Genomic DNA, 25,350 nt, shown 5'->3' with positions numbered 1-25,350 from the left:
GGCCGCGGCGATGTTCGTGGTGACCAACATCGACGACATCGTCCTGCTCGCGCTCTTCTTCGGCCGTGCGAAGGGACGTGCGGACGCGGCGAGGGTGGTGGCCGGGCAGTACCTCGGGTTCGCCGGGATCCTCGCCGTTTCGATCGTCGGGGCGCTCGGCGCAGGCCTGTTGCCGGAAGCCGTTTTGCCCTGGCTCGGACTGGTGCCGCTCCTGCTCGGTCTCCGCGCGGCGTGGCACGTCTGGCGTAAGGACGGCGAAGGCGACGAGCCCGACGTCGGTCCCGGAGTTCTCGCCGTGGCGGGGGTGACCTTCGCCAACGGCGGCGACAACATCGGCGTCTACGTTCCCGTGTTCGCCAACACCGGCACCGGCGGGCTGATCGTGTACGCCGCCGTGTTCCTGGCGCTCGTCGCGGTCTGGTGCGCGGCGGGCAGGTACTTCGCGACCCGCCCGGTGATCGCCCGCGCCCTGGCGCGATGGGGTCACTTGCTGCTTCCGGTCGTCCTCATCGGCATCGGCCTGCTGATCCTTCTGCATGCCTGATGTCGAAATCCGGTCCACCGCTTCGACGCACTGGTGAAGACACCGAGTGCGACGAAAGGACCGGACCATGACGACCACCGAGACCCCGCGGGCGGGCCGCCGGGAGTGGGTCGGGCTGGCCGTACTGGCCCTCCCCACCTTCCTGGTCTCCCTCGACGTGTTCGTGCTGATCCTCGCGCTGCCGAAACTCAGCCAGAGCCTCGGCGCCGACAGCACCCAGCAGCTGTGGATCATGGACGTCTACGGCTTCATGATCGCCGGGTTCATGGTCACCATGGGCACCCTCGGCGATCGCGTCGGACGCCGGAAACTGCTGCTCATCGGGGCCACGGCGTTCGGACTGGCTTCCGTGCTGGCGGCGTTCTCGACCAGCGCGCTGATGCTCATCGCCGCTCGCGCGATCCTCGGTATCGCCGGGGCGACGCTGGCGCCGTCGACGCTCGCCCTGATCAGCAACCTGTTCCTCGACAGCCGCCAGCGCTCCCTCGCGATCGGCATCTGGGCGGGGTGCTTCACTGTCGGCGCGATCGTCGGCCCGATGGTCGGCGGCGTGCTTCTGGAGCACTTCTGGTGGGGTTCGGTGTTCCTGCTCGGCGTTCCCGCGATGGTCCTGCTGCTCGTCGTCGGACCGAAGTTCCTGCCCGAGTACCGCAACGAGAACGCCGGCCGTCTCGATCCGGCGAGTGTCGCGCTTTCGCTGGTCACGATCCTGCCCGCGGTCTACGGCGTGAAGGAACTCGCCCGCGACGGCGTGCACGTGGTCCCGGCGGCCGCGCTCCTGCTCGGCCTCGGCTTCGGCGTGGTGTTCGTGCGGCGCCAGCGAATCCTCCAAGACCCGCTGATCGACCTGAAGCTGTTCCGCAGCCGCGCGTTCACGACGGCGATCGGCGGGATGTGCGCGTTCACCATGCTGGGCGGGACGACGATGCTCTTCGTCGCGCAGTTCTTCCAGGTCGTGGTGGGACTTTCACCGGTCGGCGCCGCGCTGGCGTTGCTGCCGGGCATGCTCGCGTCGACCGTCAGCTTCCTGGGCGCGCCGATCCTCGCTCGCCGTTTCCGGCCCGCCACCCTGATTTCGGGCGGCCTGGCCGGGGCGATCGCCGGTTTCCTGCTGCTGACACAGGTCGAGGCGGGCGCCGGTCCGGTGATCCCGTCGATCGCGTTCGCCATCACCTGCCTGTGCGGCGGGCCGCTGGTCACCCTCGGCACTGATCTGGTCGTCGGCTCGGTTCCGCCGGAGAAGGCGGGTTCGGCGGCTTCGTTGTCGCAGACCGGCAACGAGTTCGGCTACGCGCTGGGCATCGCGACCGTCGGAACGCTGGGCAACGCCGTCACCCAGGCCAAGCTCGCCGACGCCGTGCCCGCGCACGACGCCTTCGCCAGCGGGATGCACGCGGTGTCCGGGCTGGCCGCGCTCGTGCTGGCCGCCGTCGCCTACTTCGTGCTCCGGCACCTCCGGCACGTGCGGCCGGTGGGTGCCTAGCCGAAGAAGCCCCGACGCGGGTACTTGATGATCAGCGATCCCCCGTGCACGCGCCCGGTGATGACGAACCGGGGCGTGCCGGGGCGGCCGTTCGACCGGGTCCGGTCGTCGAGGTTGCCGAACTTGATGTCGGAGATCGAGTTGGTGTCGACGGCGCCGTCTTCGGGAATGGTGATCTCCACCGGACCCCATTTGGCCTGCAGTTCGATGTGCACCACCGGATGCGGGATCTCGGCCTGGGAGAAGTCCAGTTTCGTGGCGCCGTACTTGTTCCGGATCACCATCGACTCCGGGACCAGCCAGTTCCCGTCGCGCTGCAACGCCGAGTACTTGCCGTTGAGCTCCATGACCTGCCCGGACGGCTGCGCGTAGGCGTGCTGCCCCGGCGGCGGCGCCCACGGGTTCTGCTGCTGACGCGGCACCACTCCCGCTTCGGGATGCACCAGGCCCGGCAGATCCGTGAGCACCGCGTTCAGCTCACCGCGGGTCTTCGAGGCGAGGGCGCGGTCGGTCCGCTCGGTGAACTCGTCGAGATTCAGCATCCCGAGGCCGATCGCCTTCTGCAGCACCACGACGACGTGCTCGCGCTCCGCGTCGGAGACCCGGATATCCCGTCCGGTCAACGGCTTGGTTTCGGTCGTCGGCTGCTCTTCCTCGCCCATGCCTGGAATGGTAGAACCGGATCTCACGCGCGAGATCGGGGAAATACCCTGAACAGACCCGCATTTCACCCCTGTACCGCCCTGGTGGCCGCTGTCCTCTTCCTGGCCGGATGCACCGGCGCCACGCCACAACCCGCACCTGCGCCCAGGTCGACACTCCCGCCACCTTCGAAAATCGCAGGCGAACCGGTGGACTACAGCGGTTTCCGGCTCATCATGGCAACCTCGCCGCCGTCGATCCTCGATCCCGCCACCGGCGCCACGACGCCGTTGCCCGGCGTTCCGGCCGGGGACCGGGTCAACGACGTCCTGCGGGTCGGCAAGTTCCCGGTCGTGCTGTCGGCCGCCCGCTGCGGGCCGTCGTGCCTGGAGCCGTCCGAAGTGCTCGTCTACGGGAATCCCGAGAACCAGCCGTGGAAGCTGGGCAAGGCCAGGAGCGTGGCCCCGTCCGCCGACGATTCCGGCGTCTGGCTGATCCGCGACGACGGCAACGACCTCTGCCGCCTCCAGTACGTCTCCCTGCTCGGCGCCGAACGCGATCGCGGCCGCCCGGCGAGCTGCACGACGGCGGTGCGCCAAGAGGTGCCGAAGGGCCTGCTGATCACGGTGAACAGCGGGACGGCCACCGCCGAGGACGTGCTGATCGATCCCGCCACCGGCCGCGCCGTGCACCAGTTCCCGCGGATACTGGCGATCACCAAGGACCGGCTGCTGCTCGCCGAGCTGACCAGGTTCTCCGTCCTCGACCTGCGCAACGATCAGCGCGTCCCGGTCGAACGCCCGGTGCCCAACGGCACGCCGGGCCAGGTGATCCCGAGCCGCGACGGCTACAAGGTCGCCGTGCTGTTCGGCGACCCAGCCTGGGCCGCGACGAGTACGCAGACCGCCGACGTCTGGGTGCTCGCCCTCGACACGCTGACCTGGACCCACGCGCCCTCGATGCCGATCGCGACCCCGCTCAAGCAGGTCGCGATCGAATGGTCCGAGGACGACACCCTGGTGATCGCCACCGACGTCGTCGCGAGCTGGCGTCTCGACCGGCCGGGGTGGACGGTCGTCAAGACACCTTTGCCCGCCGAACGGAACCGGTCCGTGGTGACCGTCGCCCAGGGCTGAGCTACCGGGGCTACTCCCCGTCGAGCCCGTGCTCGATGGCGTACCGGGCGAGCTCGACGCGGTTGTGCAGCTGGAGTTTCCGCAGCGTCGACTGGACGTGGTTCTCCACCGTCCGATGCGACAGCACGAGCTTCTCGGCGATCTGCCGCGCCGTCATCCCCTTCGCGACCAGGCGCAGGACGTCGGTCTCGCGTTCGGTCAGCCGCGGCGGGGCGGGCCCGTCGTCCGGGGCGTCGGCCATCCGCCGGTATTCGCCGAGTACGAGACCGGCGAGTCCGGCGGTGAACACCGGGTCCCCCGCCGCCGTCCGCTTGACCGCGTCCACCAGTTCGCTCGCCGAAGCCGATTTGACCAGGTACCCGGACGCCCCGGCCTTGACCGCCTCGAGGACGTCGCTGTGCTCGCCGCTCGCGGACAGCACCAGGACCTTGGTCGACGGCAGCTCCGCGGTGATCTCCCGGGTCGCGTCCACGCCCGACGTCTCGCCGAGGTTGAGGTCCATCAGCACGACGTCCGGCTGGACCGTGCGCGCGATCCGCACCGCGGCGGGCGCGTCCGGCGCGGTGGCCCGTACGTCGAAACCGTGCTCGGCCAGGTCGCGCGCGACCCCGTCCCGCCACATCGGGTGGTCGTCGACCACCATCACCGAGATCTGAGGCGCGTCGGTCATCGCTTTCCCCTCGCCGCCACTGGAACCTTGACTTCCCATTCCGTGCCCTGGCCCGGCGCGGTGTCCAGGGCGGCGCTCCCGCCCAGATCCCGCACGCGCCCCTTGATGGACTCCGCGATACCTAGATGTCCCTCGGCCGCCGCTCGTTCCATCACCCCGGGCGCGATTCCGGGGCCGTCGTCGCGGACGCTGACCACGACCTCGGTGCCGAGGTCCTCCAGCAGCACCCAGGCATGCGCTTCTCCACCAGCGTGCTTTTCGACGTTCAGCAGCGCTTCGCGGGCCACCGCCACCAGCTCCGCGGTCATGTGTTCGGGCAGCCGGACCTCGCCGGCGGGCGTCGAGACCTGCACCGACGGTGTCGCGAGCAGCTGCAGCGCGGCACGGAGGTCGGTCGTCCCGTTCGCGCTCGGCCGCGTCGGCTCGGTGGTGACCAGCGCCCGCAGCGCGATCTCCTGTTCACCGGCCAGTTTCGCCAGCTCGGCGGCCTCCCCGCCGAATTCGGCGCCGCGTTTGCGCACCCGCGCGAGCACCTGCAGGACGCTGTCGTGGATCGAGCGGGCGAGCCGCTCCCGTTCGGCCGTCGCGGCCTCCATGCGCAACGCCCTGGTCAGCGCGTCCGCGGACCGGCGCGCCATGGTCGCGGCCAGCCCGATCACGAACCCGCTCGCGGTCAGCAGGAAGCCGTCCCGCGCGACGTCGACGTCGAACCGCCAGCGCACCAGCCCGGTGACCACCGAGACCACCAGCCCGGCGAGCACCCCGCCGAGCGCGCCGAAGCGCGTCCCGGCGGCCGCGGGCGGGACCGCCGCCCACACCGTCGTGAGGAGCGGGGTGTTGGCGTCGAACTGCGCGGTGGACAGGACCCACGCCGACGTGAACATGAGGACGACCGTCAGCGCGAGATCGACGACGACCAGCCACGGCCAGCGTGTCGACGGCCGTGCGTAGAACAGGCTGCTGAGCACCGTCCACGCCGTCATCACGCCGAACGCGGCCCACGCGAGCCACTGCTTCGCGTAGCCGTCGTAGTGGACGATGAACGAGCCGAGTGCGAAGAGCAGCGTCGTCACGCGAAGCACGATCACCCCGCGCCACAGCGGCGTCACGGGGTCCCGCGTGCCCAGCGCCGAGACGGCTCGCCAGAGCGGGGTGTTCGTCATGACTCCGTTTTGGCCGCTTCCTCGTTGTCGTTCGGCTGCGCCGCCTGATCCCGCAGGACGTCGACCTCGTCCGGATCGGGATCCCGTTCGTGCAGCAGCGACCGGATGCCGGCGTTGAGCACCGCGAGCAGCGGCACCGACAGCAGCGCCCCGGCGATCCCGGCGGTCACGAGGCCCGCGGTGATCGCGAGCACCACGGCGAGCGGATGCAGCTTGACCGCGCGGCCGAGCAGGATCGGCTGCAGCACGTGGCTCTCCAGCTGCATGACGCCGATGACGATGGCCAGCACGATCAGCGCGCCGACGACACCCTTCGTCACCAGCGCGATCAGCACCGCGACCGCGCCCGCGATCACGGCGCCGATGATCGGGATGAAGGCGCCGAGGAAGACCAGCGTCGCCAGCGGGATCACCAGCGGGACACCGACGATCGCCAGCCCGACGCCGATGCCGACCGCGTCGACGACGGCCACCGCCGCCGTCGCGCGCACGTAGCTGACCAGCGAGGCGAACCCGCGCCGCCCGGCGACGTCGACCCGGTTGCGCACCCGGCCGGGCACGCCGAGGACGAGGAACTTCCAGATCTGGTCGCCGCCGGAGAGGAAGAAGATGAGGATGAACAGCGTCAGGATGAAGCCGGTGACGATCTCGCCGACCGTGCCCGCCGTGGTGAGCGCGGTGGTGGTGATCGACGCCTGGTTGTTCTGCAGGAAGCCGATCGCCTGGTTGATGAACTCCTGGATCTGCTCCTGGCGCAGGTGCAGCGGTCCGTCGATGAGCCAGGTCTTGATCTGGTTGAGGCTCTCCGTCAGCTGCTTCTGCAGTTCCGGCAGGCCGGAGGAGAACTGCGCGACGACGAACGTCAGCAGCCCGCCGAGGACCGCGAGCCCGGCGATCAGCACGATCCCGGCCGCCAGCCCGCGCGGGAACTTCAGCGCCTGCAGCTTGGAGACCGCGGGCGCGAGCAGCGCGGCCAGCAGCAGCGCGATCGAGAGCGGGATGACGACCACCGACAGGTAGCCGATGAGGAACACGATGACGTAGAGCGCGGCGATCACCACGATGAAGCGCCACGACAGCGCCGCGCCGATCCGCAGGCCGCGGGGCACCACGTTGGTGACGTCTTCGGTGGACTCGGAGAGAAACGGGTTCGCCGGGTCGGATTCCGGCTGTTTGCGCTGGGGCTCGCTCACTGGCTCACCGTATCGGTCCGGGACGGCGTTCTTGAACATTCCGGGCGACGCGCACGGGTCGAATTCCCCCGAAGCGACGCTTGACACACCGCCGGTCCATCGACTCCGGAGTAACCCGGCCCCGCCAGCCTTGATCACTTATCGTGATATCGAGCTACACCGTGTGTTCTTCACACGATCGTGCGATCAAGGTGCTCCTGGCTCGCTTTGTCCTTCCGCCCTTTGCTTACCTCGGTTCCGCAACCACCGACGGCATACCGACACGGCAGGAGACCGAGTGACGAACGCGGCGAAGAACGAGGGGCGGGGCGCGGCGCGCTTCGGCCGTCTCGCTTCGCGTGCGCTGTTCGTTCTCGGCGGCGCCGTCGCCGGTTCCGCCGCCGCGTGGGCCGTGTCCGGTGCTTCCGCTTCGGCCGACATCGCCCCGGTGGTCTCCGCTCCCGAAACGAGCGTCACCCCGGTCACCGATGCCACCGTGGCCGGGCTCAACGACGTTTCACACGGCGCGGGCAAGTTCTCCGGCGATGTCGCCGGAGCGATGTGCGGCGACAACCAGCAGCAAGCCACCACGTGGTCGATGCCGGGCAAGAACGGGTCGAAGCACCACTGCGGCGACATCCGCGCCGACCGGCACGAGGTCTCCACCCGCGTCAGCGACGCGGTCACCGACTTCGCCGACAACTCGGTGGTCACCCCGGTCAAGCGGACCCTCGGCGCCGTCGAGCACATCGTGCGCAAGCCGCAGGACACCCGTCAGGTGCTGGACGAGACGTTCGCCCCGTCGCCCGACTTCGGCCGCAAGGTCTGGGACCTCCTCGACCCGCAGGGGCACGGCGACCTCGTCCCGGGCCTCCCGGTCAGTGGCGGTCCGGTCGACCCGAAGTCCCCGCTGGACACCATCGGCGCCGGCGACCAGGTCACCGACTTCGCGCAGCTGGCGACGACCCAGTTCCCCGCTTCCTCCGAGACCTTCCTCCCGATGCCGGCCGTCGTGCAGCAGCACGACGCCTCCGCCCAGGACGAAGACTCTCCTTTCCGTGACGGACACCGCGGCGATTACCCGCGTCCGCTCACCCCGGCGCCGCTTCCCGTCGCGCCTTCCATCCCGACTGTCCCCGGTGGCGGCAACGCTCCCGGTGGTCACCTCGACGGCCTGACCCACGGCGTTCCCGCCTGGCTCGTCACCGCCGTCGAGCGTTCCCTGACCGGCTACTCGCTGGCAGGCACGCGGTACATGCCGCTCACCCCGGGCTCGCAGCCCGGCGTCACTCCCGACTGAACACCTCCCTCCGCGGGGTAGCCGACGCGCCTCACGCCTCCCGATTCCGGGCTTGGCTTCGCGTCCGCTCCTGATCCCCCGCGAAACGGCGGTGCGCTTTTTTGCGCCCGCATTCGCTCCACCCCCTCTGGTGCCGCTTCCAAGGCACCTCCTCGAACCCGAAAGGGAACCCGAAATGAAGGAGAACAACCCCATGCAATCCTGGGCAAAGCGCGGACTCCAGACCGCGTTGGTCACGGGTGGGCTGTTGATGCTGGGTACCGGCATCGCTTCGGCTGACGAACAGGTCAACCCCGACACCCCGGCCTCCCCGCTCGACGCGAACGTCACCGTTCCCATCGAGATCGACAACAACGCCGTTGGCACGCCCCTCGGCCAGCTCGACGTCCCCGGCTACAAGGGCGAGGTCAGCACCAAGGCCGTCACCAAGCCCGTCTCGGACGCGCTCGACGGTGTCACGTCGCCCGGCAGCAGCAGCGACGGAATCGGCGGAGGGCTTCCCCAGCTCTCGAACAAGGGCGCCGTGCCCGCGCCGCTGTCCGCCAAGGACTCGTCCCGTCAGGTCAGCGGTGGACTGACCGGTGGTGGGTTCACCACCACGGACGACATCCTCAAGGGCAACAAGGTCGTCGGTGACGTCGTCGTCCCGATCCAGATCGTCGACAACGCCATCGGCGTGATCGGCGACGCCGAGGTCGAGGGTGGGAACCACCAGCAGACCTGGTCGCACAACCAGGACGTCGAGACCACCGGTGAGGACTCCAGCCTCGCCGGGAACGTCGTGTCCCTGGACTGGGCGCTGCCCGTGCAGATCGCCGGCAACGGCGGCGGGCTCGCCGGCGGTACCGGTCGCGTGGTCGGCGGTTCCGCCAGCCAGAGCACCACCGAGACCGGCAACATCACCACCGACGGCGAGGGCTCCGCCCTGTCCGGCAACGTGGTGGCAGGCCAGCTCGCCACCCCGGTCCAGGTCACCGGCAACGCCGCTTCCTGGATCATCGGCAACGCCAACAGCTCCGGCTACGAGGCCGAGACCGACGCCACCTCCGGTGGCTGGGTCGAGACCGACGGTGACGACTCCGCCCTCGGCGGCAACGTCGCCGCGGTGCCGGTCGCGCTGCCCGCGAAGGTGAACGACAACGCCGCCGCTGTGCACGGTTCGCTCGCGAACTCGAACAGCAGCTCCTCGGCGGACGCGCAGGCCGGCGACACCACGCCCGGCTGGAGCAACGTTCCCAGCTACGTCCAGACCTCCGGTGAGGACTCGGCCCTCGCGGGTAACGCGATCGTGCCGCAGACCGCGGACGTCGCGAACGTCGGCGGCGTGGCCGCCAGCTGGGTCGGCCTCGCCAACACCGGCAAGGACGGCGGCACCAGCCACTCCAGCGTCGTCGACGCCGGTGGCTTCGTCAGCACCGAGGGCGAAGGCTCCACGGGCGGCGGCAACATCGTCGACCCGGCCGTGGCGGCCCCGGTCGAGGTGACCTGCATCGCGGGCACCTACATCGGCAACGTGTCCTCGACCTCGTGCGAGAACACCGTCGACGCGAACGCCGGCAACGGCAGCCACACCAACGGTGACGACTCCACCCTCGCGGGCAACATCGTCAACACCCAGGCCGCGCTGGCCCCCGAGGTCTACGGCGTCGGTGGCTCGCACATCGGACAGGCCGTCGCCGAGGCGACCGAGACCAAGACCGTGACCGCCGGCGGGTACGACGGCACCACGGGCAACGACTCGTCCGGCTCGGGCAACATCGTCCAGGTCCCGGCCGCGGTTCCGGCCGAGGTCTTCGGCGTCGGTGGCTCGTTCATCGGCCAGGGCTCCGGCTCGGCCGACGAGACCAAGGTCGTCTCCGGTGGCGGCGGCGGGAACACCGCCGACGACAACGGCTTCCTGAGCTCCAACCTGGCGACCGTGCCGGCTTCGCTGCCGGTGCAGGCGTTCGGGATCGGCGGCGCGCTCGCCGGTCAGGGCCACGGTGGCGCCGACGGCGACACCACCTCCAACGCGGGCGGCGACGTCCACGCGACCGGTGACGGTGGCGCGGGCGCGGGCAACCTGGTCTACGGCCCGGTCTCCCTGCCGGTCCAGGCGCACAACTTCGCCGCGGTGCTGGGCGGAATCGCGTCGGGCGAGGGCTCGAACCTGACCGACTCGTCGGCCGGTGGCGACGCCACCGCCAACGGTGAAGAAGGCGCGCTGGCGGGCAACATCGTCCAGACGCCGGTCGGCGGCACGGTCCCGGTGACCGGGCTCGGCGTGGCCGGTGCGGGCATCGCCAAGGGCAACAGCCTGAACGACGTCATGTCGGCGGCCGGCGGCGACGCCACCACCACCGGTGACAACGGCGCGGTCGCGGGCAACATCATCGGCGCGCAGGCGCTGCCGATCGTGCCCGTCACCCACGACGCCATCGCGGCGGCGGGCATCGCCGACGCCGAGGGCCTCGACACCATCGACGGCACCTCGGGCGGCGACGTCGAGACCTCGGGCCTCGACGGATCGCTGTCGGGCAACATCCTCGACATCCCGGTCGCGGCCGTTCCGGAGGTGTTCGGCGACGCCATCGCGGCGGCCGGCGGCGTCTCCGAGACGAACGCGGACAGCGTGATCGACGGACAGGCCGGCGGCGACAGCATCACGGACGGCAGCGGAGAGGCCCTTTCCGGCTTCAACCTGCACCACCCGCTGGTGTTCTCGATCCCGCTGAACGAGCTCGAGATCCCGGTGCTGGCCATCGCGGACGAGAACTCGACCGACGACACCGAGATCAACGACGCGGACTACACCCGCGCCTTCACCGACTCGGTCGGTTCGGAAATGCCGATCGACGCGCTCCCCGCGCTGCCCTTCGGCAGCCTGCCCACCACGCCGGCTCGCGCCGACGCTCCGCAGCTGGGTGGCGTTCTCGCCGGTGTGTCCGCTCTGAAGGGTCTGACGTCGCTCCCGACTCAGATGCCGAAGGCGGACCTGCCCGCGCTGCCCGTCACCCCGGCGCTGCCCGGTGTCCCGGCCCTGCCGAAGACCCCGGCCCTGCCCGGTGACGCCGCTCGTGCGGACGCCCCGAAGCTCGCGCAGCTCCCGGCGCTGACCGCGCTGCCGATCGCCGGTGGCCTGCCGGTGGCGCTGCCCACCGCGGGTGGCCTGCCGACCGCCGGTGCCCTGCCGGTGGCTCTGCCCACCGCGGGCGCTCTCCCCACGGCCGGCGCCCTGCCGACCGCGGGCACGCTGCCGGTGCAGCTGCCCACCGCGGGCACCCTGCCCGTCGTGAGCGGCACCCCGGCGATGCCGACCACGCAGGTCCCGGCTCTGGCGGGCGTCGACTCGTCGCCGCTGAGCATGTTCCAGCGTTTCATCGGCACCCTGACCGGCAAGAAGTTCCACACCATGTGAACCTGCCAGTCGGCTAGCGCCAACTGATCGAAGAAGCGGGCCCGGGAGACTTTCTCCCGGGCCCGCTTTGTCGTGGTCACGACATCGTGAACAGCGCGTCCTGGGCGGCGCCCATCGCGGTCAGCACCGCACCCTCCAGCACCCCGCTCCCGCCGACGGTCCCCGCCCGCACCTCGGTCCGCAGCGGCGAGATCTCCGCGAGCCGCCGGCTCACCCTGGCCGCCAGTGCGTCGCCACCGGCGCGGCCGACTTCGCCGCCGAGCACGACACAGCCCGGGTCCAGTACCGCGGTGATCGCGGCGGTGCCGATCGCGATCCGCTCGGCGACGATCTCCAGGAATTCCTCGGCCTCCGCGTCGATCGCGTACCCGACAGCGGCTTCGGCCGCTTCGGCGTTATCGGCCGACGAAGCGGGAAGGCCGTGCGCGCGGGCGAGTTCGCAGATCGCCGCGCTGCCCGCCAGGGTGTGGAAGCCGCCGTCGCAGTCGGTCGACGTCGGGAGCCTGCCGGGTCCCAGCATCGGCAGGAACCCGATCTCCCCCGCGCCGCCCGACGCGCCCCGCCGCAGCGAACCGTCGAGGACGACGGCCGCGCCGACACCGAAGCCGAGCCACAGCAGCACGAACGTCTCCCGGTCGCGGGCGGCGCCGAGCCGTTGTTCGGCCGCGGCCGCGAGGTTGACCTCGTTCTCCAGCAGCACCGGGACGCCCAGCCGCCGCCGGAGCTCGTCGACGAGTTTCCCGTGCCACGCGGGCAGTCCCCCGGCGGGCCGCAGTCCGCCGGTCGCCGGGTCGACCAGGCCGGGAGCACCGACGGCGATCGTGTGCAGCCCGGTCGCGCCCGCTTCGGCCGCGGTGGTCTTCAGCAGCGCGATCGCCCGCTCGACGGCCGCGTCGGTGTCGACGTCCAGTTCGAACGGCAGCGAGGCTTCGGCGCGAGTCCGGCCGAGCAGATCGGCGACCGAAACGGCGACGCCGTGGGTGCGGACGTCGAGCCCGGCGAGGTACGCGCGATCGGCGACGATGCCGTACAGCTTCGCGTTCGGCCCGCGGCGTTCGGCGCCCGCTTCGCCGACGATCTCGATCAGCCCGGCGTCCTGCAACCGTTCGACGAGGTCGGCGACGGTCGGCCGGGAAAGCCCGGTCGACGTCTTGAGCTGGGCGGCCGTCAGCGGGCCCTCGCGTTGGAGCAGGTCGAGGGCCAGGCGGTCGTTGATGGCCCGCGCGGTGCTCGGGGAGGCGGACGGCATCCGGATGACACTCACCGGCAGATCCTCCCAGAATTAATTATCAGGTTCCCTTCCTGATAGTTTACGCTGACGCCGTCGAGTTGTCTCATGGACCTTGGGGGCCCAGTGACCAATACAGTGGAAACCGTCGGCGGGCCGACGCGGCGGGTGCGGCAGGCGCGGGTCGCCATCGCCGCCATCTTCGCCGTGCACGGCGCGGTGACCGGCAGTTTCGCCACCCGGATCCCGTGGATCCAGGAACACGCGGGGATCAGCGCGGGTCAGCTCGGCCTCGCGCTCGCCTTCCCCGCCATCGGTGCTTCGCTCACCATGCCGCTCGCCGCGCGGATCGGGCACCGGCTCGGCGGCAGGCAAGGCCTCCGGATCCTGCTCGCGTACTGGACGCTGGCGCTGATCCTCCCCGCGCTGGCGGGGAACCTCGTCACCCTGTGCGTCGCGTTGTTCGTCATGGGTACCGCGGCGGGCACGTCGGACGTGCTGATGAACGCCCTCGGCGTCGACGTCGAGGAGAGGATGGGCAAGTCGGTGATGTCGGGGCTGCACGGCATGTGGACCACGGGCGCGCTCGTCGGATCCGCCGCCGGAGCGCTCGCCGCGCACGCCGCGCTGGACGCCCGGGTGCACCTGGCGATCGCGTCCGCCGTGCTCACCATCGCCGGACTGCTCATCTGTCAGGGCGTTTTCGACGTCCGCAGCGCACCCGACGAGCACCCGCCGCCGAGGTTCACGTTGCCGCCGAAGTCGGCCGTCATCATCGGCGCCGTCGCGTTCTGCGCCGTCTTCGCCGAAGGGGCGAGCCTCGACTGGTCCGCCGTCTACCTGCGGGACGTCCTCGGCACGTCGCCCGGGATCGCGGCGGCCTCGACCACCGCGTTCACCTGCACGATGGCGGTCGCCCGCCTCTCCGGCGACGCGCTGGTCAGGCGCTTCGGCTCGGTCAACACGGTCCGCGCGGGCGGCGTTCTCGCGACGGCAGGCGGCCTCCTGGTGGTACTGGCCGCGCATCCGGTGATGGCGCTGGCCGGATTCGGGTTGATCGGACTCGGGGTCTCCGTCGTCGTCCCGCTCGCCTTCGCCGCGGCCGGACGCAGCGGGCCGACGCCGAGCCAGTCGATCGCGGGCGTCGCGACCATCACCTACTCCTCCGGGCTCGTCGCGCCGTCGCTGATCGGCGGCATCGCCGACCTGACGTCGCTGACGGTGTCCTTCGGGCTGGTCACGCTGCTCGCGCTCGGCCTGATCGCGGGCGCCGGGGTGCTCCGAACCCGCTAGCCGAACTGGAGGGAACGCTTGGCGAGGCCGTGCCAGTAGCCGTCGATGACGGTCTCGCCCTTCCCTTCGGAGGAACTCGCGCCGAGCGAGACGAACAGCGGGGCGAAGTGCTCGATCCTGGGGTGCGCGAGGGCCGCGGCGGGTGCCTTGTGCTGGAAGTCCAGCAGTGCGTCGAGGTCGCCTTCGCGCAGGGTTTCCGCACCCCAGTGGTCGAATTCGCTCGACCACGACGGCGGCGCGCCGTCGGTGCCGTCGGTCTGGCCCAGCGCGCTCAGGTTGTGGGTGAAGAAGCCGCTGCCGATGATCAGCACACCCTCGTCGCGCAGTGGCGCGAGCTTGCGGCCGAGGTCGAACAGCTCGCGCGGGTCCAGCGACGGCATGGACACCTGGAGCACCGGGATGTCGGCGTCCGGGTACATCTCCACCAGCGGGACGTACGCGCCGTGGTCGAGGCCGCGATCGGGCGCGTCGTGGACCGGAGTCTGCGTCGAGCGAAGGAGTTTCCGCACCTTGTCCGCCAGCTCGGGAGCGCCGGGCGCGGCGTATTTCACCTGGTAGAAGCGATCGGGGAAACCCCAGAAGTCGTAGACCAGCGGCACCGTCGTGGTGGCGCCGAGGGTCAGCGGCGCCTCTTCCCAGTGCGCGGAGACGACGAGGATCGCCTTCGGCTTTTCGAGTTCGGCCGACCAGCCGGCGAGCTGGCGGGTCCAGGTGGCGTCGTCGGCGAGCGGCGGCGCGCCGTGGCTGAGGTAAAGCACCGGGGTCATGTCAGCTCCAGGTGTTTGAACTTTCAACTACCAGGATAGACGACGCCGCGGTGTTCCGCGTTATTCCCGCGCGAGGTTCACCGCCATGCGTTCCAGGACGCCGACCGTCGTCCGGTAGTCGTCGTCGCTGATGCCCGCGGTCGCGCGTGCGCGGAACTCGCTCACCTCGGTCTTGAGGCGAAGGTGCGCCTGTCTTCCGGCGGGAGTCAGGCCGCCTTCGTCGTCGACCCAGCCGCGAGTCCGCAGGTCGGCGACGGCCTCCTGTGCTCCCTCGAACGGTGACAGTGCTTCGGCGATCGGGGCCCCGCTGTCGATCGTGTTCAGTGCTTGCCAATGACGGCGGGTCAGCGCTTCGTCGGAGAGGACCCGATCGAGGGAGGATTCGAGGGCCTGGTGAAGGTGGGCGAACCAGAATCCGATGGGCTTCATGGATACTCCTTCATGTAGACGGCAACTACATGTAAAAGTACATGCATTGGTGAGGATGGGCATGACGGACGCCGTGGCCGACGTGGAACGCGCGATGATCGCCATCCGGCGGAGCCAGGCGAGGCGCTCGCTCTCGAAGCTCGCCCGCGACCGCGCCGAAACGATGCCCGACCAGGCGGTGCAGGGGCTTCTCGACGCCGTCGAGGCGGCCGAAGAGAGCGGCGAGCCGGGTACGGTGACCAGCCTCGCGGCGGCGTTGACCATCGACCAGCCGCGCGCGAGCCGTCTGGTCGCGCGGGCCGTCGAGGGTGGTTTCCTCCGGCGTGAAGCCGATCAGCGGGACGGCCGCCGCGCCGTTCTGGTCCTCACCGGGAGCGGACGTGACGAGGTGACGCGGATGCACGAGTTCCGCCGCTCGGTATTTGCCGAGGCGATGGCGGACTGGCCGGACGACGACCGCCGCGAGTTCGCCCGGCTGCTGACCGCGTTCGTCCGGAACTATGGCGCGCTCGGCGAGAAGTAGTTCACCAGGTTGCCGTCGGGGTCGCGGAACAGCAGGGACCGGTTCCCCCACGGCATCGTGGTCGGCTTCTGCACGATTTCGGCCAGACCCGCCAGCCGTTCGTACTCCCGGTCGACGTCCTCGACCCGGAACTCGAGGATCGCGGTCCGGTTGGACTCCGGCACCGCGGCAGTCGTCGTTTTGGCACTGCCGATCGCCAAGGTGCACGACGGGCCGACGAGTTCGGCGAACTGCTCGGCGGGCCTTCGCGCTTCGAGGCCGGTCACCTGCTCGTAGAACTCGGCGAGACGGGCGACGTCGTGGGTGATGATCCGGACGGAGACGAACTGCACGGCGGGTCCTTTCGGGCTGGAAAAGCGGAACACCGGCCACGCTAGGAGCAATACCGGGCAGAATCCGCCCGGTATTCTTCCCGGTGTGACCCGGCCCATCGCCCGTGTGCTCGCCCTGCTGGAGATCCTCCAGAGCGGCGGCACCCGCACCGTCGCCGAGCTCGCTGAGCGGCTCGACGTCGACGAACGCACGGTCCGCCGGTATGTCGAACACCTCCTCGACCTGGACATCCCGGTCCGCTCGGTGCGCGGCCGGTACGGCGGGTACCGCCTCGCCCCCGGCTACCGGATGCCGCCGCTGATGCTCACCGACGAGGAGGCCTTGGCGGTTCTGCTCGGCCTGGTCGCGGGACGGCGAGCCGGCCTGATCACCACGTCGGTCGCGGCCGCCGAGAGCGCGGTCGCGAAAGTGCGCCGCGTGCTGCCCGAAGCACTGGGACGTCGGCTGGACGCGCTGCTGGAGGCCGCCGACTTCACCTCGCCCGCCCGGGAAACCCTGTCGGCCGAGGCCGAAGTGCTGCTCACCGTCGCGGAAGCGGCACGGGATCGCCGCCCGGTCGGGCTCGCATACCTAGCCGGTCACGGCGGGGCCAGCGACCGCGTCGTCCATCCATATGGCGTCGTCGCGCATTCCGGGCGGTGGTACCTGACCGGCTTCGACTCGGCCAGCGGCGAGGTGCGCACCTTCCGCGTCGACAGGATCAAGTCGGCCGAGGCGCGGACCGGGACTTTCGAGGTGCCCACCGGATTCGACCCGGCCGAGCGAGTGCTGACCGCTCTCGCCGAGACACCGCACCGGCACGACGTCTCCGTGCGGATCCAGGCGACGCCCGAGCGGATCCGCGCTGTCCTCCCGCCGTCCGTGGCGACCCTGGAGACGGACGGCGACTGGGTGCGTGCCCGGATCCGGGCCCAGCGGCTCGACTGGATCCCGCCCCTGCTCGCCGCCCTCGACCGGCCGTTCGTGATCGAGCGGCCTGACGACCTTCGTGACCTGGTCAGCGCGCTGGCAGGCCGGCTGGCAGCGCGGGCTCGGGAAGTGTGAGCGCCGAATGCGCGGGCTCTTCCGCGTCTTCGGGCAGCGCCGAAAGGTCACGCAACGCGGCATTGCGCTGCTCCAGGGCCTCGGCCGTACTCGGGAACATGGTGGCGCCCCCGTCGGTGACCAGCGCCTGGTTCAGCCGCACGAACTCCCTGATGCTTCCTTCGTAGGCGGCGAACGCCTCCGTGTGGTCGGCCGTCATGGCCAGCTCGCGGGCCAGCATGTAGGCGCCGACCAGTGCGAGGCTCGACCCCTGTCCGGTGAGGAACGACGGGGCGTGCGCGGCGTCGCCGGCCAGGGCGACCCGGCCGCTGGACCAGCGCGGCAGGTGGATCTGGCTCACGACGTCGAAGAAGAGGTCGTCGGCGTTCCGCATGGTGTCGACCATGAGCGGGACGTGCCATCCGTCCCCGGCGAAGACCGAGGCGACCAGGTCGCGCTGCGTGGCGGGATCCCGGAAGGCGTCGAAGGGCGGTTCGGGGCGGGCGAAGTTCAGGAAGCCGTGCAGTTCGTCGCCGTCCCCGACGGCGTAGAGCACCGCGGCCCTGCCGGGCTTGTTCCAGAGGAGGCCCTCGTGTGAGAGCCCGAAGTCGTTTCGCATGGTGAAGCCCGCGAAGCAGTAGCCGATGTAGTGGTGGAACTGCTCCTCGGGACCGAAGACCAGGGCGCGGGTGTTCGAGTGCAGGCCGTCGGCGCCCACGACGAGGTCGAAGGAGCGTTCGATCCCGCTGTGGAAACGCACGTCCACGCCGTCGGCCCGCTGGTCAAGAGTGTCGATGGAGTCGTTGAAGAGGAACTCGACGTCGTCGCGGACCGTGTCGTAGAGGGCCGACGTGAGGTCCCCGCGGCGTACCTCGATGTCGCGGCCCTCCACTCCACCCGCCACCGCGTCGGGCCTGAGCGAGGCGATTTTCTCGCCGTCGGCGTCGAGGAAGGTGAGTCTGCGGGTGTGGATATGGGCCTCCCGCAGCTGGGGAAGGATCCCCATGTGCCGGACGACGTCGAGAGCGGTACCGCGGACGTCGATGGGATTGCCGCCCCCGCGCACCGCGTCCGCCTTCTCGACGACCGTGACGTCGAAGCCGTAGCGGTGCAGCCAGTACGCGAGTGCCGGGCCCGCGATGCTGGCGCCGGAGATCAGGACGGTGCTCATGGGTGCTCCTTGGATAGGTAACTTAGGTATCCTTATGGGCTCAAGACGACTATATACCTAACTTAGGTATCTTTGTGAGGCGTGATGGACGACACAGATTCACCGGAGCTCGACCTGATGGCGGTGCTCCCCCGGCTCACGCAGCTCAGCACCGTGCTCAACCGGAGCCGGCTGGGCGAGCGTGCGATGGAAAGTGCCGGGATCACCCTCGACCGGCCCGCGATGACGGTGCTGGTCACGCTGCACATGGCCGACCGGCCGCTGCGGGTCGGCGAGATCGCCGACCGCATGCACGTCGTCGGGCCGCATGTCACCCGGCATCTCAACGGGCTCGAGCGGCGAGGTCTGGTCGTCCGGGTCGCGGATCCCGAGGATCAGCGGGCGCGCCTGATCGAGCTGACCCCGGACGGGAAGGTGATCCCCGATCGGTACCTGCGGACCCTGCTCGGCTGGTTCGGCGACGCGCTGACCGACTGGCCCGAGGAGGACCGCAAGATCTTCGGCAGCCTCCTCGGACGGTTCGTCGACGACCTCACCGCCCGGCTCGAGGTCGTCGACGACGAGTAGCCCTCAGTTCTTGCCGCAGAACACCGTCTTGAGGAGCTTGTCCAGCGCCGCAGGGAACGCCGCGTCGCTGGCGGTGGCCCCGGAGGTGACCGAGGCGGTCATCGTCTTGCCGCCGTCGGGTGTGCTGTACATCAGCGCGCCGTAGCCGTTGTTGCTGCCGTTGTGGCTGAGGACGATGCCGCCGCAGTCCGGGCCCAGGTCCTTCGAGAACTGTCCGAGGCCGTAGCGGCCGAAGATGGTATCGCTGTCCGGGTGCGTTTTGCGCATCTCGGCCAGCAGCCAGGCCGGGAGGAGCTTGCCGTTCTGGAGTGCCGCGAAGTACGTCTGGAGATCCTTGGTCGTCGAAATCATGTCCCCGGCGCTGGAGATCCAGGACGGGTTCTGGTGCGTGACGTCGAGCGTCTTCTGCTGACCGGCGTCGTCATAGGTGTAGTAGGCGTGGGCGTAGGGCTTGGGCATCCCCGACCACGCCCCCGGCGACAGGGTGTCCCGCAGCTTCAGCGGCCGCAGGATCCGCCGGTCCAGTTCGTCGGCGAAGGAGCGGCCGGTGAGCGCTTCGACCAGCAGCCTGAGCACGACGTAGTTGGTGTTGGAGTAGCTCCAGCTCGCGCCAGGCTCGAACCGGGGCGGCTTGGACAGCGACAGCCGGACCAGCTCCTCCGGCTGGTAGGTGTGGAAGCGCCGGTCCACCCATTCCTGGCCCATCCACGGGATCCCGGGCACGACCGTCCCGTCCGGGAAGTACTCGCCGGTGTGGTTGAACAGCCCGCTGGTGTGCTGCAACAGCATCCGCACCGTGATCCGGCGGTCGAAGCCGAAGCGGGGCAGCAAACCCGCCACCGGGGTGTCGAACCCGACCCGGCCCTCGGCGACCAGTTGCAACACCAGGGTCGCGGTGAAGTTCTTCGACGCGCTGCCGACCCGGAAGTGACCGTCGGTCGGCGGTTTCGCGGTCCCGCCCAGCTCGCGCACCCCGGCGCTGCCGGTCCATTCGCCCCGCTTGTCGCGGACTTGCAGCTGCATCCCGGCGAACCCGTTGTCGACGAACTCCTGGACGGCCTGTCGCAGCTCCGGGCGATCCTGCCCGGCGGAGGCCGTCGACACGGTGACGCCCGCTAGCAGCGTGGCGGCCACCGCAGTGACGCCGGCTCGCCGGATGAACTTGGTACCCCTCAGTGAAGTGCTCATGGCGACTACGTTCGCGGGCCGCGCTGACACGGGGCAGTCACGCCGCTGACATCAGCGTGAGAGGCGGGCCTCGATGGCTCCGGATAGGGCCCGAGCGCGGCTTTGCCAGCGGTCGCGCCGAGCCTTCGGCCTCGCGGATCTGGTCGGCCGATGAGAGTCGACCGCATCCTGACTGTCCACAGGGGACACTTCCGGCGAGTAAATGTCCGATTGATGCCCATGTGCACGCTTTGCAAGGAGGGTCGTAAGTGGTAATGCGGGTTCTAACCTTCTTTATCACTCACGACCCTCTCAAAAACCGCACATATAACCATTAATCGGACATTCGGCTGGCAGAGAGTGTCCCCTGTGGACACTCGGGAAACGGTTGGCGCCCGCTGGCCGGTCCGGAACCACGCCGCGAAGGCCGCCCTTGCCCCTCAGGAGACCCCACGCAACTTTGAGGAACGATCGTTCTTGACTGATCGTTCCTCAAAAAGCTAACCTCGGGGCATGGGCAGGCGAAGGGCGTTCGACGAGGACGAGGTGGTGCGTGCCGCCGTGGGATTGTTCGGTGGCCGCGCGTACGACGGGGTGTCCATCGACGACCTCGTCGCCCACCTCGGCGTGCACCGCAACAGCCTGTACAAGACGTTCGGCAGCAAACGCGGCCTCTACCTGGTCGCCCTGCGCCGCCACCTCGCCGACGACGTCCACCCCCTGGCCGAAGCACTCGCCGCGGCGACGGACGCGGCGACCGCGTTGCGGCTCGTCACGTCGGCCGACCTCGATCTGCTGCTGCTCGCGGCGGTCGAACGGGCACCGGCCGACGAGGAGGTGGCCGCCGAGGTGGCCACGGCGCTGGCCGTCGTCGACCAGGCGATCGCCGACGCGCTCGGCATCTCCACCGCCCTGGCCGCCGCCCTCACGGCCGCCGCACTGGGCCTCCGCCTGCGCGGTGACCCCGAAGGTGCCGGCAGCGCGCTGACCCAACGCCTCGATCCTCTCGACTGACAAGGAAACAGACATGGCACTGGTCACCATCGACGGCGACGAACTCGTCGTCGTGATCGAAGGTCTCGACAAGCTCTGGGCCTTCAAGAGCAGCCTGACCATCCCGCTGGCCAACGTCCGCGGCGCGACCGCGGATCCCGGCATCGCCGCCGACCCCAAGGGAATCCGGGCGCCGGGTGCCCACTTGCCCGGCGTGATCACGGCGGGCACGTTCCACCTCGACGGCGAAAAGGTCTTCTGGGACGTCAAGAACCCGTCGAAGGCCGTGGTGATCGAACTCGCCGACGAGCGCTACACCCGGCTGGTCCTCCAGGTCGACGACCCGCGCGAGACCGTCGCGCTGGTCGAAAACGCCCTGCGCTGAAGGGTCTCATCGGCTTTGACATGTTGATCTTCTGTCACCTGCGACTTTGTTTGCTGTCGTGACATTTCTTCGGCGGAGTGCGTGGAACAGCCGTCCTCCGACTTGACGTTGAGCGCGCTCCAGGTCCTAGCGTCGGTGGCGTTCGTCAGCCTTCGAGGTATCGCCCGGTCGGCCGGGCAGGAGGAGTGTCCGCGCATGATCACCCGAACCAAGCTCGGCTCGCCCGGTCTCACCGTCAGCGCGATGGGCCTGGGGTGCATGGGGATGAGCGAGAGCTACGGCGCCGCCGACTGGGACGGCGGCCTGGCCACCATCGACCGGGCCCTGGAGCTGGGTGTCACGTTCCTGGACACCGCCGACGCCTACGGCACCGGGCACAACGAGGTGCTGGTGGGCCGGGCCATCCACGGCCACCGGGAGCAGGTGCAGCTGGCCACCAAGTTCGGCATCGACCGCAGCGCCGGCGACCGGGCGCGTCGCATCCGCGGTGCCCGGGACTTCGTGCTGCGATCCTGCGACGCCTCGCTGCTGCGGCTGGGTGTCGACGTGATCGACCTGTACTACGCCCACCGTCCGCCCCGGGACGTGGAGATCGAGGAGACCGTCGGGGCGATGGCCGAGCTGGTCGAGGCGGGCAAGGTCCGGCATCTGGGCCTGTCCGAGGTCGACGGCGACCTGCTGCGCCGGGCGCACGCGGTGCACCCGATCACCGCGGTGCAGAGCGAGTACTCACTGTGGACCCGCGACGTCGAGGCAGTGATCCCGGTGATGGCCGAGCTGGGGGTCGGGCTGGTGCCGTACTCGCCGCTGGGGCGGGGGTTCCTGACCGGCAGCCTGGACCGCTCCACACTGGGCGAGAAGGACTTCCGGCGCACCAACCCCCGCTTCGCCGGCGAGGCGGGCGAGGCCAACGAGAAGATCGCGCAGACCGTGCGCGAGGTGGCCGACCGGCTGGGTGCCACCCCGGCCCAGGTAGCGCTGGCCTGGGTGTACGCCCAGGCCGAGCGGCTCGGGGTGGCGGTGGCGACTATTCCGGGCACCCGCAGCCCGGCCCGGTTGGAGCAGAACGCGGCCGCGCTGGAGCTCATCCTGGACGCCGAGGCGCTGGCCGCGCTGGCTCCGCTGAGCGACCAGGTGATGGGTGAGCGCTACACCCCCGCGCACACCGCTGAGGTCGCTCGGGGTTAGCCGACGGGCTCGACGCGAACGACGTCCAGGATCATGCCCCGGAGCCCGGGGCGATCTCGCCCTAGTCGTGCGACAGGTCGACGAACCGGCTGTAGTGCAGCTGGTGCGCGACGGTGATCGTCGCCGTCGGCCCGGCACGGTGCTTCGCGATGATCAGGTCCGCTTCACCCGCGCGCGGGTCGTCCCGCTCCCAGGCGTCCGGCCGGTTGACCAGGATGACGAGGTCGGCGTCCTGCTCCAGTGAGCCGGACTCACGGAGGTCGGACAGCATCGGGCGTTTGTCGGTCCGCTGCTCGGGACCACGGTTCAGCTGGCTGATCGCGATCACCGGGACCTCGATCTCCTTCGCCAGCAGCTTCATCTGCCGCGAGAACTCCGAGACTTCCTGCTGCCGCGACTCGACGCGCTTGCCCGAGCTCATCAGCTGGAGATAGTCGAGGACGACGAGCTTGAGGTCGTTGCGCTGTTTCAGCCGCCGGGCCTTCGCGCGGATCTCCATCATCGTCATGTTCGGCGAGTCGTCGACGAACAGAGGCGCTTCGGAGACCTCGCTCATCCGCCGCGCGAGCCGCGTCCAGTCGTCGTCGGACATCTTGCCACCGCGCATGTCCGCCAGGCGGATCCGAGCCTCGGCCGAGAGCATGCGCATGACGATCTCGGTCCTGCTCATTTCCAGCGAGAAGATGACGCTGGTCAGGCCGTGCTTGATGGACGCGGAGCGGGCGAAGTCCAGACCCAGGGTCGATTTGCCGACACCGGGACGCGCCGCGACGATGATCATCTGGCCAGGGTGCAGCCCGTTGGTCAGATCGTCGAAGTCCGCAAACCCGGTGGGGATGCCCTGCGACTGCCCGCCGCGTGACGCGATCGCGTCGATCTCGTCCATGGTCGGCTGGAGCAGTTCTTCCAGCGCGACGTAGTCCTCGGTGGTGCGCCGCTCGGTGACGTCGTAGATCGCGGCCTGCGCGCGGTCGACCACCTCGTCGATGTTCGCGCCGTCGGCCGCGGCCGCGCCGTAGCCGTACTGCACGATCCGCGTGCCCGCCTCGACCAGGCGCCGCAGCACCGCCTTCTCGGAGACGATCTCCGCGTAGTACCCGGCGTTCGCCGCCGTCGGCACCGTCGCGATCAGGGTGTGCAGGTACGGGGCGCCGCCGACACGGCCGAGTTCGCCGCGGCGTTCCAGTTCGGCGGAGACGGTGATCGGGTCGGCGGGTTCGCCTCGCCCGTAGAGGTCGAGGATGACGTCGTAGACGGCCTGGTGCGCCGGCTTGTAGAAGTCGTCGGGGCCGAGTGCTTCGATGACGTCGGCGACGGCGTCCTTCGACAGCAGCATGCCGCCGAGCACGGACTGCTCGGCCGCGATGTCCTGCGGCGGCTGGCGGTCGTATTCCCCGCCACGCGGACCGGGGTCGCTGGGACCCGGGTCGGACTCCGCGTACATCGGATTGCGGTCGTCGGTCAGCGCCACCGCTGCTGCCACCTCCTCAAGCATCGAACACGCGTTCGATTATGCCAGAATTTCCCCGGTCGGTCCGCCTGTGCCCACCGGCCGCCCTCCCTCGGCCCCCCGGTGCTCCCCTTCGGCCGGAAGAACGCCACTGTGCGTACCGGCCAATCGGGCACGGTAGGCCCCCCGAAAGGACCAGCGCAATTTCGCCTGGGGACCGCCCTGTGGACAACCTGGGGATGACTGCGGGCATCCCTTCACAGGTGACCCAAAGCCTGTGTACAACTTGTGGGCAACGCTGGAGCGGTCTGACAAAAGCGCTGGTCAGACCCTGTGGAGACACTGTGGAGAACTTTATTCAACTCCGTGCGGCGTGTCGGGCAAAACCGGTCGTTCGGCGTGTCGCACGGGGGCGCACAGAGGTGCCCTGTGGATGAATACTACGGAGCGTAGAGCCATGACCCGGTGGGCTGAACGGCGTGGAATTCAGGACGCGAACAACCTGCCCTGTGCGCTCCGTAGTCGTTCTCCGAGAACCTGCTGGTCGGCGGGTGTGAAGGCGATCCGAGGCTCGCCACTCCCCGGTATCTCTTCGGTCAGCCACCGGCCCTCGGTCGTATCGATGTAGTTCACCGGGCGTTCGATCCGCTGCCGCGCGCCGCTCCGGCCGCGGGCGGCGACGTACAGGCTGCCGCTCCCCAATCGGCGCAACGCGAGGATACGGCGAAGCTCGTCGGCCTCCTGGCTGCCGGCGCTCTGCCGTCCGCTGCGAAGCACCTCGAAGCCCTCGTCCTGCGCCGTCGACGACGAGCGCGAAGCCTCGACCTGACTCTTCGGGACGGCCACCGGACGACCGCGTCCCGGTGCGAGCTTCGGGATCTGGTCGAGGAACTCGGTGAGCAGTTCTTCGGGTCGCGCCGAAGCGAGCGCGACACCGTCGTGCTCACTGTGGCGGGCGAGGACGAAGCCCTCCCCGCCGGCGCTTCCCGCGAGCACGGTGAAGCTCAGCGCCTTGCCCTCGAACCCGCCGTCGACCCAGCCGTAGTACTCCAGGGACGGCCTGGCGATCGCTTCGAGCGTCGCCTTGAACCCGGGATGCAGGCCCCGCGCACCGAAGAGTCCCTGGCTCGCCAGTTCCTCGTTGGTCCGCTCGTCCTCGGCCCGCTGCGCGTCCTCGTCGTACCAGGTCGGTGTCTCCGACAGGATCGTGTGCGGCTCGCCGCCGCGGCGGCGGATCAGCGTGATGAGGGTGCCGGTCGTGATGGTGACCTGCTTGTCCAGCACCGGAACTGCCCCCTAGTCGTTCTTGGTCGTCCAGCCCGGAAC

Annotated in this window: 24 protein-coding genes; 12 read left to right on the top strand and 12 right to left on the bottom strand. The window is 69.9% G+C overall.

Translation table 11 applies throughout. From position 1 onward, the window contains the following. The first annotated feature begins 10 nt into the window (after positions 1–10). Complete coding sequence (locus ACLJRM_RS09165) at positions 11–544, top strand: cadmium resistance transporter (protein WP_410662858.1); 534 nt, start codon at positions 11–13, stop codon at positions 542–544. A gap of 67 nt (positions 545–611) precedes the next feature. After that, complete coding sequence (locus tag ACLJRM_RS09160) at positions 612–2,027, top strand: MFS transporter (protein ID WP_410662756.1); 1,416 nt, start codon at positions 612–614, stop codon at positions 2,025–2,027. Here ACLJRM_RS09160 and ACLJRM_RS09155 read toward each other — a convergent pair. After that, positions 2,024–2,689: a DUF1707 domain-containing protein gene (locus tag ACLJRM_RS09155; RefSeq protein WP_101611538.1), complete on the bottom strand. Its 666-nt coding sequence runs from the start codon at positions 2,687–2,689 to the stop codon at positions 2,024–2,026. The two genes, ACLJRM_RS09160 and ACLJRM_RS09155, sit on opposite strands and share 4 nt — an antisense overlap. Positions 2,690–2,878: 189 nt before the next feature. On the opposite strand from ACLJRM_RS09155, the gene ACLJRM_RS09150 reads away from it, so the two are divergent. Further along, entirely contained in the window at positions 2,879–3,805 is a 927-nt protein-coding gene (locus ACLJRM_RS09150) for a hypothetical protein (RefSeq protein WP_410662755.1), read from the top strand. A gap of 10 nt (positions 3,806–3,815) precedes the next feature. Here the strand turns inward: ACLJRM_RS09150 and ACLJRM_RS09145 are convergent, their stop codons facing one another. The 3 genes from ACLJRM_RS09145 to ACLJRM_RS09135 are packed head-to-tail and all read right to left on the bottom strand — an operon-like array spanning position 3,816 to position 6,831. After that, positions 3,816–4,475 carry a response regulator gene (locus ACLJRM_RS09145; protein WP_101611536.1) on the bottom strand — a complete coding sequence of 220 codons (660 nt, stop codon included), beginning with the start codon at positions 4,473–4,475 and terminating at the stop codon, positions 3,816–3,818. Further along, complete coding sequence (gene macS / locus ACLJRM_RS09140) at positions 4,472–5,638, bottom strand: MacS family sensor histidine kinase (RefSeq protein WP_101611535.1); 1,167 nt, start codon at positions 5,636–5,638, stop codon at positions 4,472–4,474. Before macS ends, ACLJRM_RS09145 begins: the two co-directional genes overlap by 4 nt. Continuing rightward, a complete protein-coding gene (locus tag ACLJRM_RS09135; protein ID WP_101613625.1) occupies positions 5,635–6,831 on the bottom strand; it encodes an AI-2E family transporter in 1,197 nt (398 codons plus the stop codon). Before ACLJRM_RS09135 ends, macS begins: the two co-directional genes overlap by 4 nt. Before the next feature lie 277 nt (positions 6,832–7,108). Here ACLJRM_RS09135 and ACLJRM_RS09130 point away from each other — a divergent pair, with 277 nt between their 5' ends. After that, positions 7,109–8,110 carry a hypothetical protein gene (locus ACLJRM_RS09130; protein WP_410662754.1) on the top strand — a complete coding sequence of 334 codons (1,002 nt, stop codon included), beginning with the start codon at positions 7,109–7,111 and terminating at the stop codon, positions 8,108–8,110. 193 nt (positions 8,111–8,303) lie between these two features. Beyond that, positions 8,304–11,507: a beta strand repeat-containing protein gene (locus ACLJRM_RS09125; RefSeq protein ID WP_168214452.1), complete on the top strand. Its 3,204-nt coding sequence runs from the start codon at positions 8,304–8,306 to the stop codon at positions 11,505–11,507. 76 nt (positions 11,508–11,583) lie between these two features. Here ACLJRM_RS09125 and ACLJRM_RS09120 read toward each other — a convergent pair whose 3' ends face one another. Beyond that, positions 11,584–12,771, bottom strand: coding sequence for an ROK family transcriptional regulator (locus ACLJRM_RS09120; RefSeq protein ID WP_199192941.1), 1,188 nt, complete (start codon positions 12,769–12,771; stop codon positions 11,584–11,586). 90 nt (positions 12,772–12,861) lie between these two features. Between ACLJRM_RS09120 and ACLJRM_RS09115 the strand changes: the two genes are divergently transcribed. Further along, complete coding sequence (locus ACLJRM_RS09115) at positions 12,862–14,028, top strand: MFS transporter (RefSeq protein ID WP_101611532.1); 1,167 nt, start codon at positions 12,862–12,864, stop codon at positions 14,026–14,028. Here ACLJRM_RS09115 and ACLJRM_RS09110 read toward each other — a convergent pair. Both ACLJRM_RS09110 and ACLJRM_RS09105 read right to left on the bottom strand, forming a co-directional pair. Continuing rightward, positions 14,025–14,795: a dioxygenase gene (locus ACLJRM_RS09110; RefSeq protein WP_101611531.1), complete on the bottom strand. Its 771-nt coding sequence runs from the start codon at positions 14,793–14,795 to the stop codon at positions 14,025–14,027. The genes ACLJRM_RS09115 and ACLJRM_RS09110 overlap by 4 nt on opposite strands. A 60-nt stretch (positions 14,796–14,855) precedes the next feature. Then, a complete protein-coding gene (locus tag ACLJRM_RS09105) occupies positions 14,856–15,224 on the bottom strand; it encodes a MarR family transcriptional regulator (RefSeq protein WP_410662753.1) in 369 nt (122 codons plus the stop codon). Between the two features lie 61 nt (positions 15,225–15,285). On the opposite strand from ACLJRM_RS09105, the gene ACLJRM_RS09100 reads away from it, so the two are divergent. After that, complete coding sequence (locus ACLJRM_RS09100) at positions 15,286–15,747, top strand: MarR family winged helix-turn-helix transcriptional regulator (protein WP_410662752.1); 462 nt, start codon at positions 15,286–15,288, stop codon at positions 15,745–15,747. Here the strand turns inward: ACLJRM_RS09100 and ACLJRM_RS09095 are convergent. Further along, positions 15,723–16,079, bottom strand: coding sequence for a VOC family protein (locus ACLJRM_RS09095; RefSeq protein ID WP_410662751.1), 357 nt, complete (start codon positions 16,077–16,079; stop codon positions 15,723–15,725). The two genes, ACLJRM_RS09100 and ACLJRM_RS09095, sit on opposite strands and share 25 nt — an antisense overlap. 85 nt (positions 16,080–16,164) lie before the next feature. On the opposite strand from ACLJRM_RS09095, the gene ACLJRM_RS09090 reads away from it, so the two are divergent. Continuing rightward, entirely contained in the window at positions 16,165–17,124 is a 960-nt protein-coding gene (locus tag ACLJRM_RS09090; RefSeq protein WP_410662750.1) for a helix-turn-helix transcriptional regulator, read from the top strand. Here ACLJRM_RS09090 and ACLJRM_RS09085 read toward each other — a convergent pair. Continuing rightward, positions 17,078–18,274 carry an FAD-dependent monooxygenase gene (locus ACLJRM_RS09085; RefSeq protein WP_410662749.1) on the bottom strand — a complete coding sequence of 399 codons (1,197 nt, stop codon included), beginning with the start codon at positions 18,272–18,274 and terminating at the stop codon, positions 17,078–17,080. The two genes, ACLJRM_RS09090 and ACLJRM_RS09085, sit on opposite strands and share 47 nt — an antisense overlap. Positions 18,275–18,358: 84 nt before the next feature. On the opposite strand from ACLJRM_RS09085, the gene ACLJRM_RS09080 reads away from it, so the two are divergent. Further along, positions 18,359–18,841 (top strand): MarR family winged helix-turn-helix transcriptional regulator, encoded by a 483-nt coding sequence (locus ACLJRM_RS09080; protein ID WP_410662857.1) that lies wholly within the window; start codon positions 18,359–18,361, stop codon positions 18,839–18,841. A 3-nt stretch (positions 18,842–18,844) separates the two neighbouring features. Here the strand turns inward: ACLJRM_RS09080 and ACLJRM_RS09075 are convergent, their stop codons facing one another. Continuing rightward, positions 18,845–20,029, bottom strand: a complete 1,185-nt coding sequence (locus tag ACLJRM_RS09075) for a serine hydrolase domain-containing protein (protein ID WP_410662748.1) — start codon at positions 20,027–20,029, stop codon at positions 18,845–18,847. 492 nt (positions 20,030–20,521) lie between these two features. On the opposite strand from ACLJRM_RS09075, the gene ACLJRM_RS09070 reads away from it, so the two are divergent. From ACLJRM_RS09070 to ACLJRM_RS09060, 3 genes are all read left to right on the top strand, one after another. Next, positions 20,522–21,022, top strand: a complete 501-nt coding sequence (locus ACLJRM_RS09070) for a TetR/AcrR family transcriptional regulator (RefSeq protein WP_410662747.1) — start codon at positions 20,522–20,524, stop codon at positions 21,020–21,022. A 13-nt stretch (positions 21,023–21,035) separates the two neighbouring features. Further along, positions 21,036–21,386, top strand: a complete 351-nt coding sequence (locus ACLJRM_RS09065) for a hypothetical protein (protein ID WP_101611522.1) — start codon at positions 21,036–21,038, stop codon at positions 21,384–21,386. 195 nt (positions 21,387–21,581) lie between these two features. Further along, entirely contained in the window at positions 21,582–22,574 is a 993-nt protein-coding gene (locus ACLJRM_RS09060) for an aldo/keto reductase (protein ID WP_410662746.1), read from the top strand. 61 nt (positions 22,575–22,635) lie between these two features. Here the strand turns inward: ACLJRM_RS09060 and dnaB are convergent, their stop codons facing one another. Continuing rightward, a complete protein-coding gene (gene dnaB / locus ACLJRM_RS09055) occupies positions 22,636–24,045 on the bottom strand; it encodes a replicative DNA helicase (protein WP_101611520.1) in 1,410 nt (469 codons plus the stop codon). A gap of 465 nt (positions 24,046–24,510) precedes the next feature. After that, positions 24,511–25,308: an ESX secretion-associated protein EspG gene (locus ACLJRM_RS09050; protein WP_101611519.1), complete on the bottom strand. Its 798-nt coding sequence runs from the start codon at positions 25,306–25,308 to the stop codon at positions 24,511–24,513. Positions 25,309–25,350 lie beyond the last annotated feature (42 nt).

The organism is Amycolatopsis sp. lyj-84 (assembly GCF_046549075.1).
GTDB lineage: Bacteria > Actinomycetota > Actinomycetes > Mycobacteriales > Pseudonocardiaceae > Amycolatopsis.
This window is presented reverse-complemented; position numbering and strand designations above follow the sequence as displayed.

Coding starts and splice junctions, on each gene's coding strand:
- ACLJRM_RS09110 (WP_101611531.1), bottom strand. CDS start 14,795: ATGACCCCGGTGCTTTACCTCAGCCACGGCGCGCCGCCGCTCGCCGAC.
- ACLJRM_RS09125 (WP_168214452.1), top strand. CDS start 8,304: ATGCAATCCTGGGCAAAGCGCGGACTCCAGACCGCGTTGGTCACGGGT.
- ACLJRM_RS09075 (WP_410662748.1), bottom strand. CDS start 20,029: ATGAGCACTTCACTGAGGGGTACCAAGTTCATCCGGCGAGCCGGCGTC.
- ACLJRM_RS09100 (WP_410662752.1), top strand. CDS start 15,286: ATGACGGACGCCGTGGCCGACGTGGAACGCGCGATGATCGCCATCCGG.
- ACLJRM_RS09160 (WP_410662756.1), top strand. CDS start 612: ATGACGACCACCGAGACCCCGCGGGCGGGCCGCCGGGAGTGGGTCGGG.
- ACLJRM_RS09155 (WP_101611538.1), bottom strand. CDS start 2,689: ATGGGCGAGGAAGAGCAGCCGACGACCGAAACCAAGCCGTTGACCGGA.
- ACLJRM_RS09105 (WP_410662753.1), bottom strand. CDS start 15,224: ATGAAGCCCATCGGATTCTGGTTCGCCCACCTTCACCAGGCCCTCGAA.
- ACLJRM_RS09085 (WP_410662749.1), bottom strand. CDS start 18,274: ATGAGCACCGTCCTGATCTCCGGCGCCAGCATCGCGGGCCCGGCACTC.
- ACLJRM_RS09070 (WP_410662747.1), top strand. CDS start 20,522: ATGGGCAGGCGAAGGGCGTTCGACGAGGACGAGGTGGTGCGTGCCGCC.
- ACLJRM_RS09060 (WP_410662746.1), top strand. CDS start 21,582: ATGATCACCCGAACCAAGCTCGGCTCGCCCGGTCTCACCGTCAGCGCG.
- ACLJRM_RS09145 (WP_101611536.1), bottom strand. CDS start 4,475: ATGACCGACGCGCCTCAGATCTCGGTGATGGTGGTCGACGACCACCCG.
- ACLJRM_RS09065 (WP_101611522.1), top strand. CDS start 21,036: ATGGCACTGGTCACCATCGACGGCGACGAACTCGTCGTCGTGATCGAA.
- ACLJRM_RS09165 (WP_410662858.1), top strand. CDS start 11: ATGTTCGTGGTGACCAACATCGACGACATCGTCCTGCTCGCGCTCTTC.
- ACLJRM_RS09080 (WP_410662857.1), top strand. CDS start 18,359: ATGGACGACACAGATTCACCGGAGCTCGACCTGATGGCGGTGCTCCCC.
- macS (WP_101611535.1), bottom strand. CDS start 5,638: ATGACGAACACCCCGCTCTGGCGAGCCGTCTCGGCGCTGGGCACGCGG.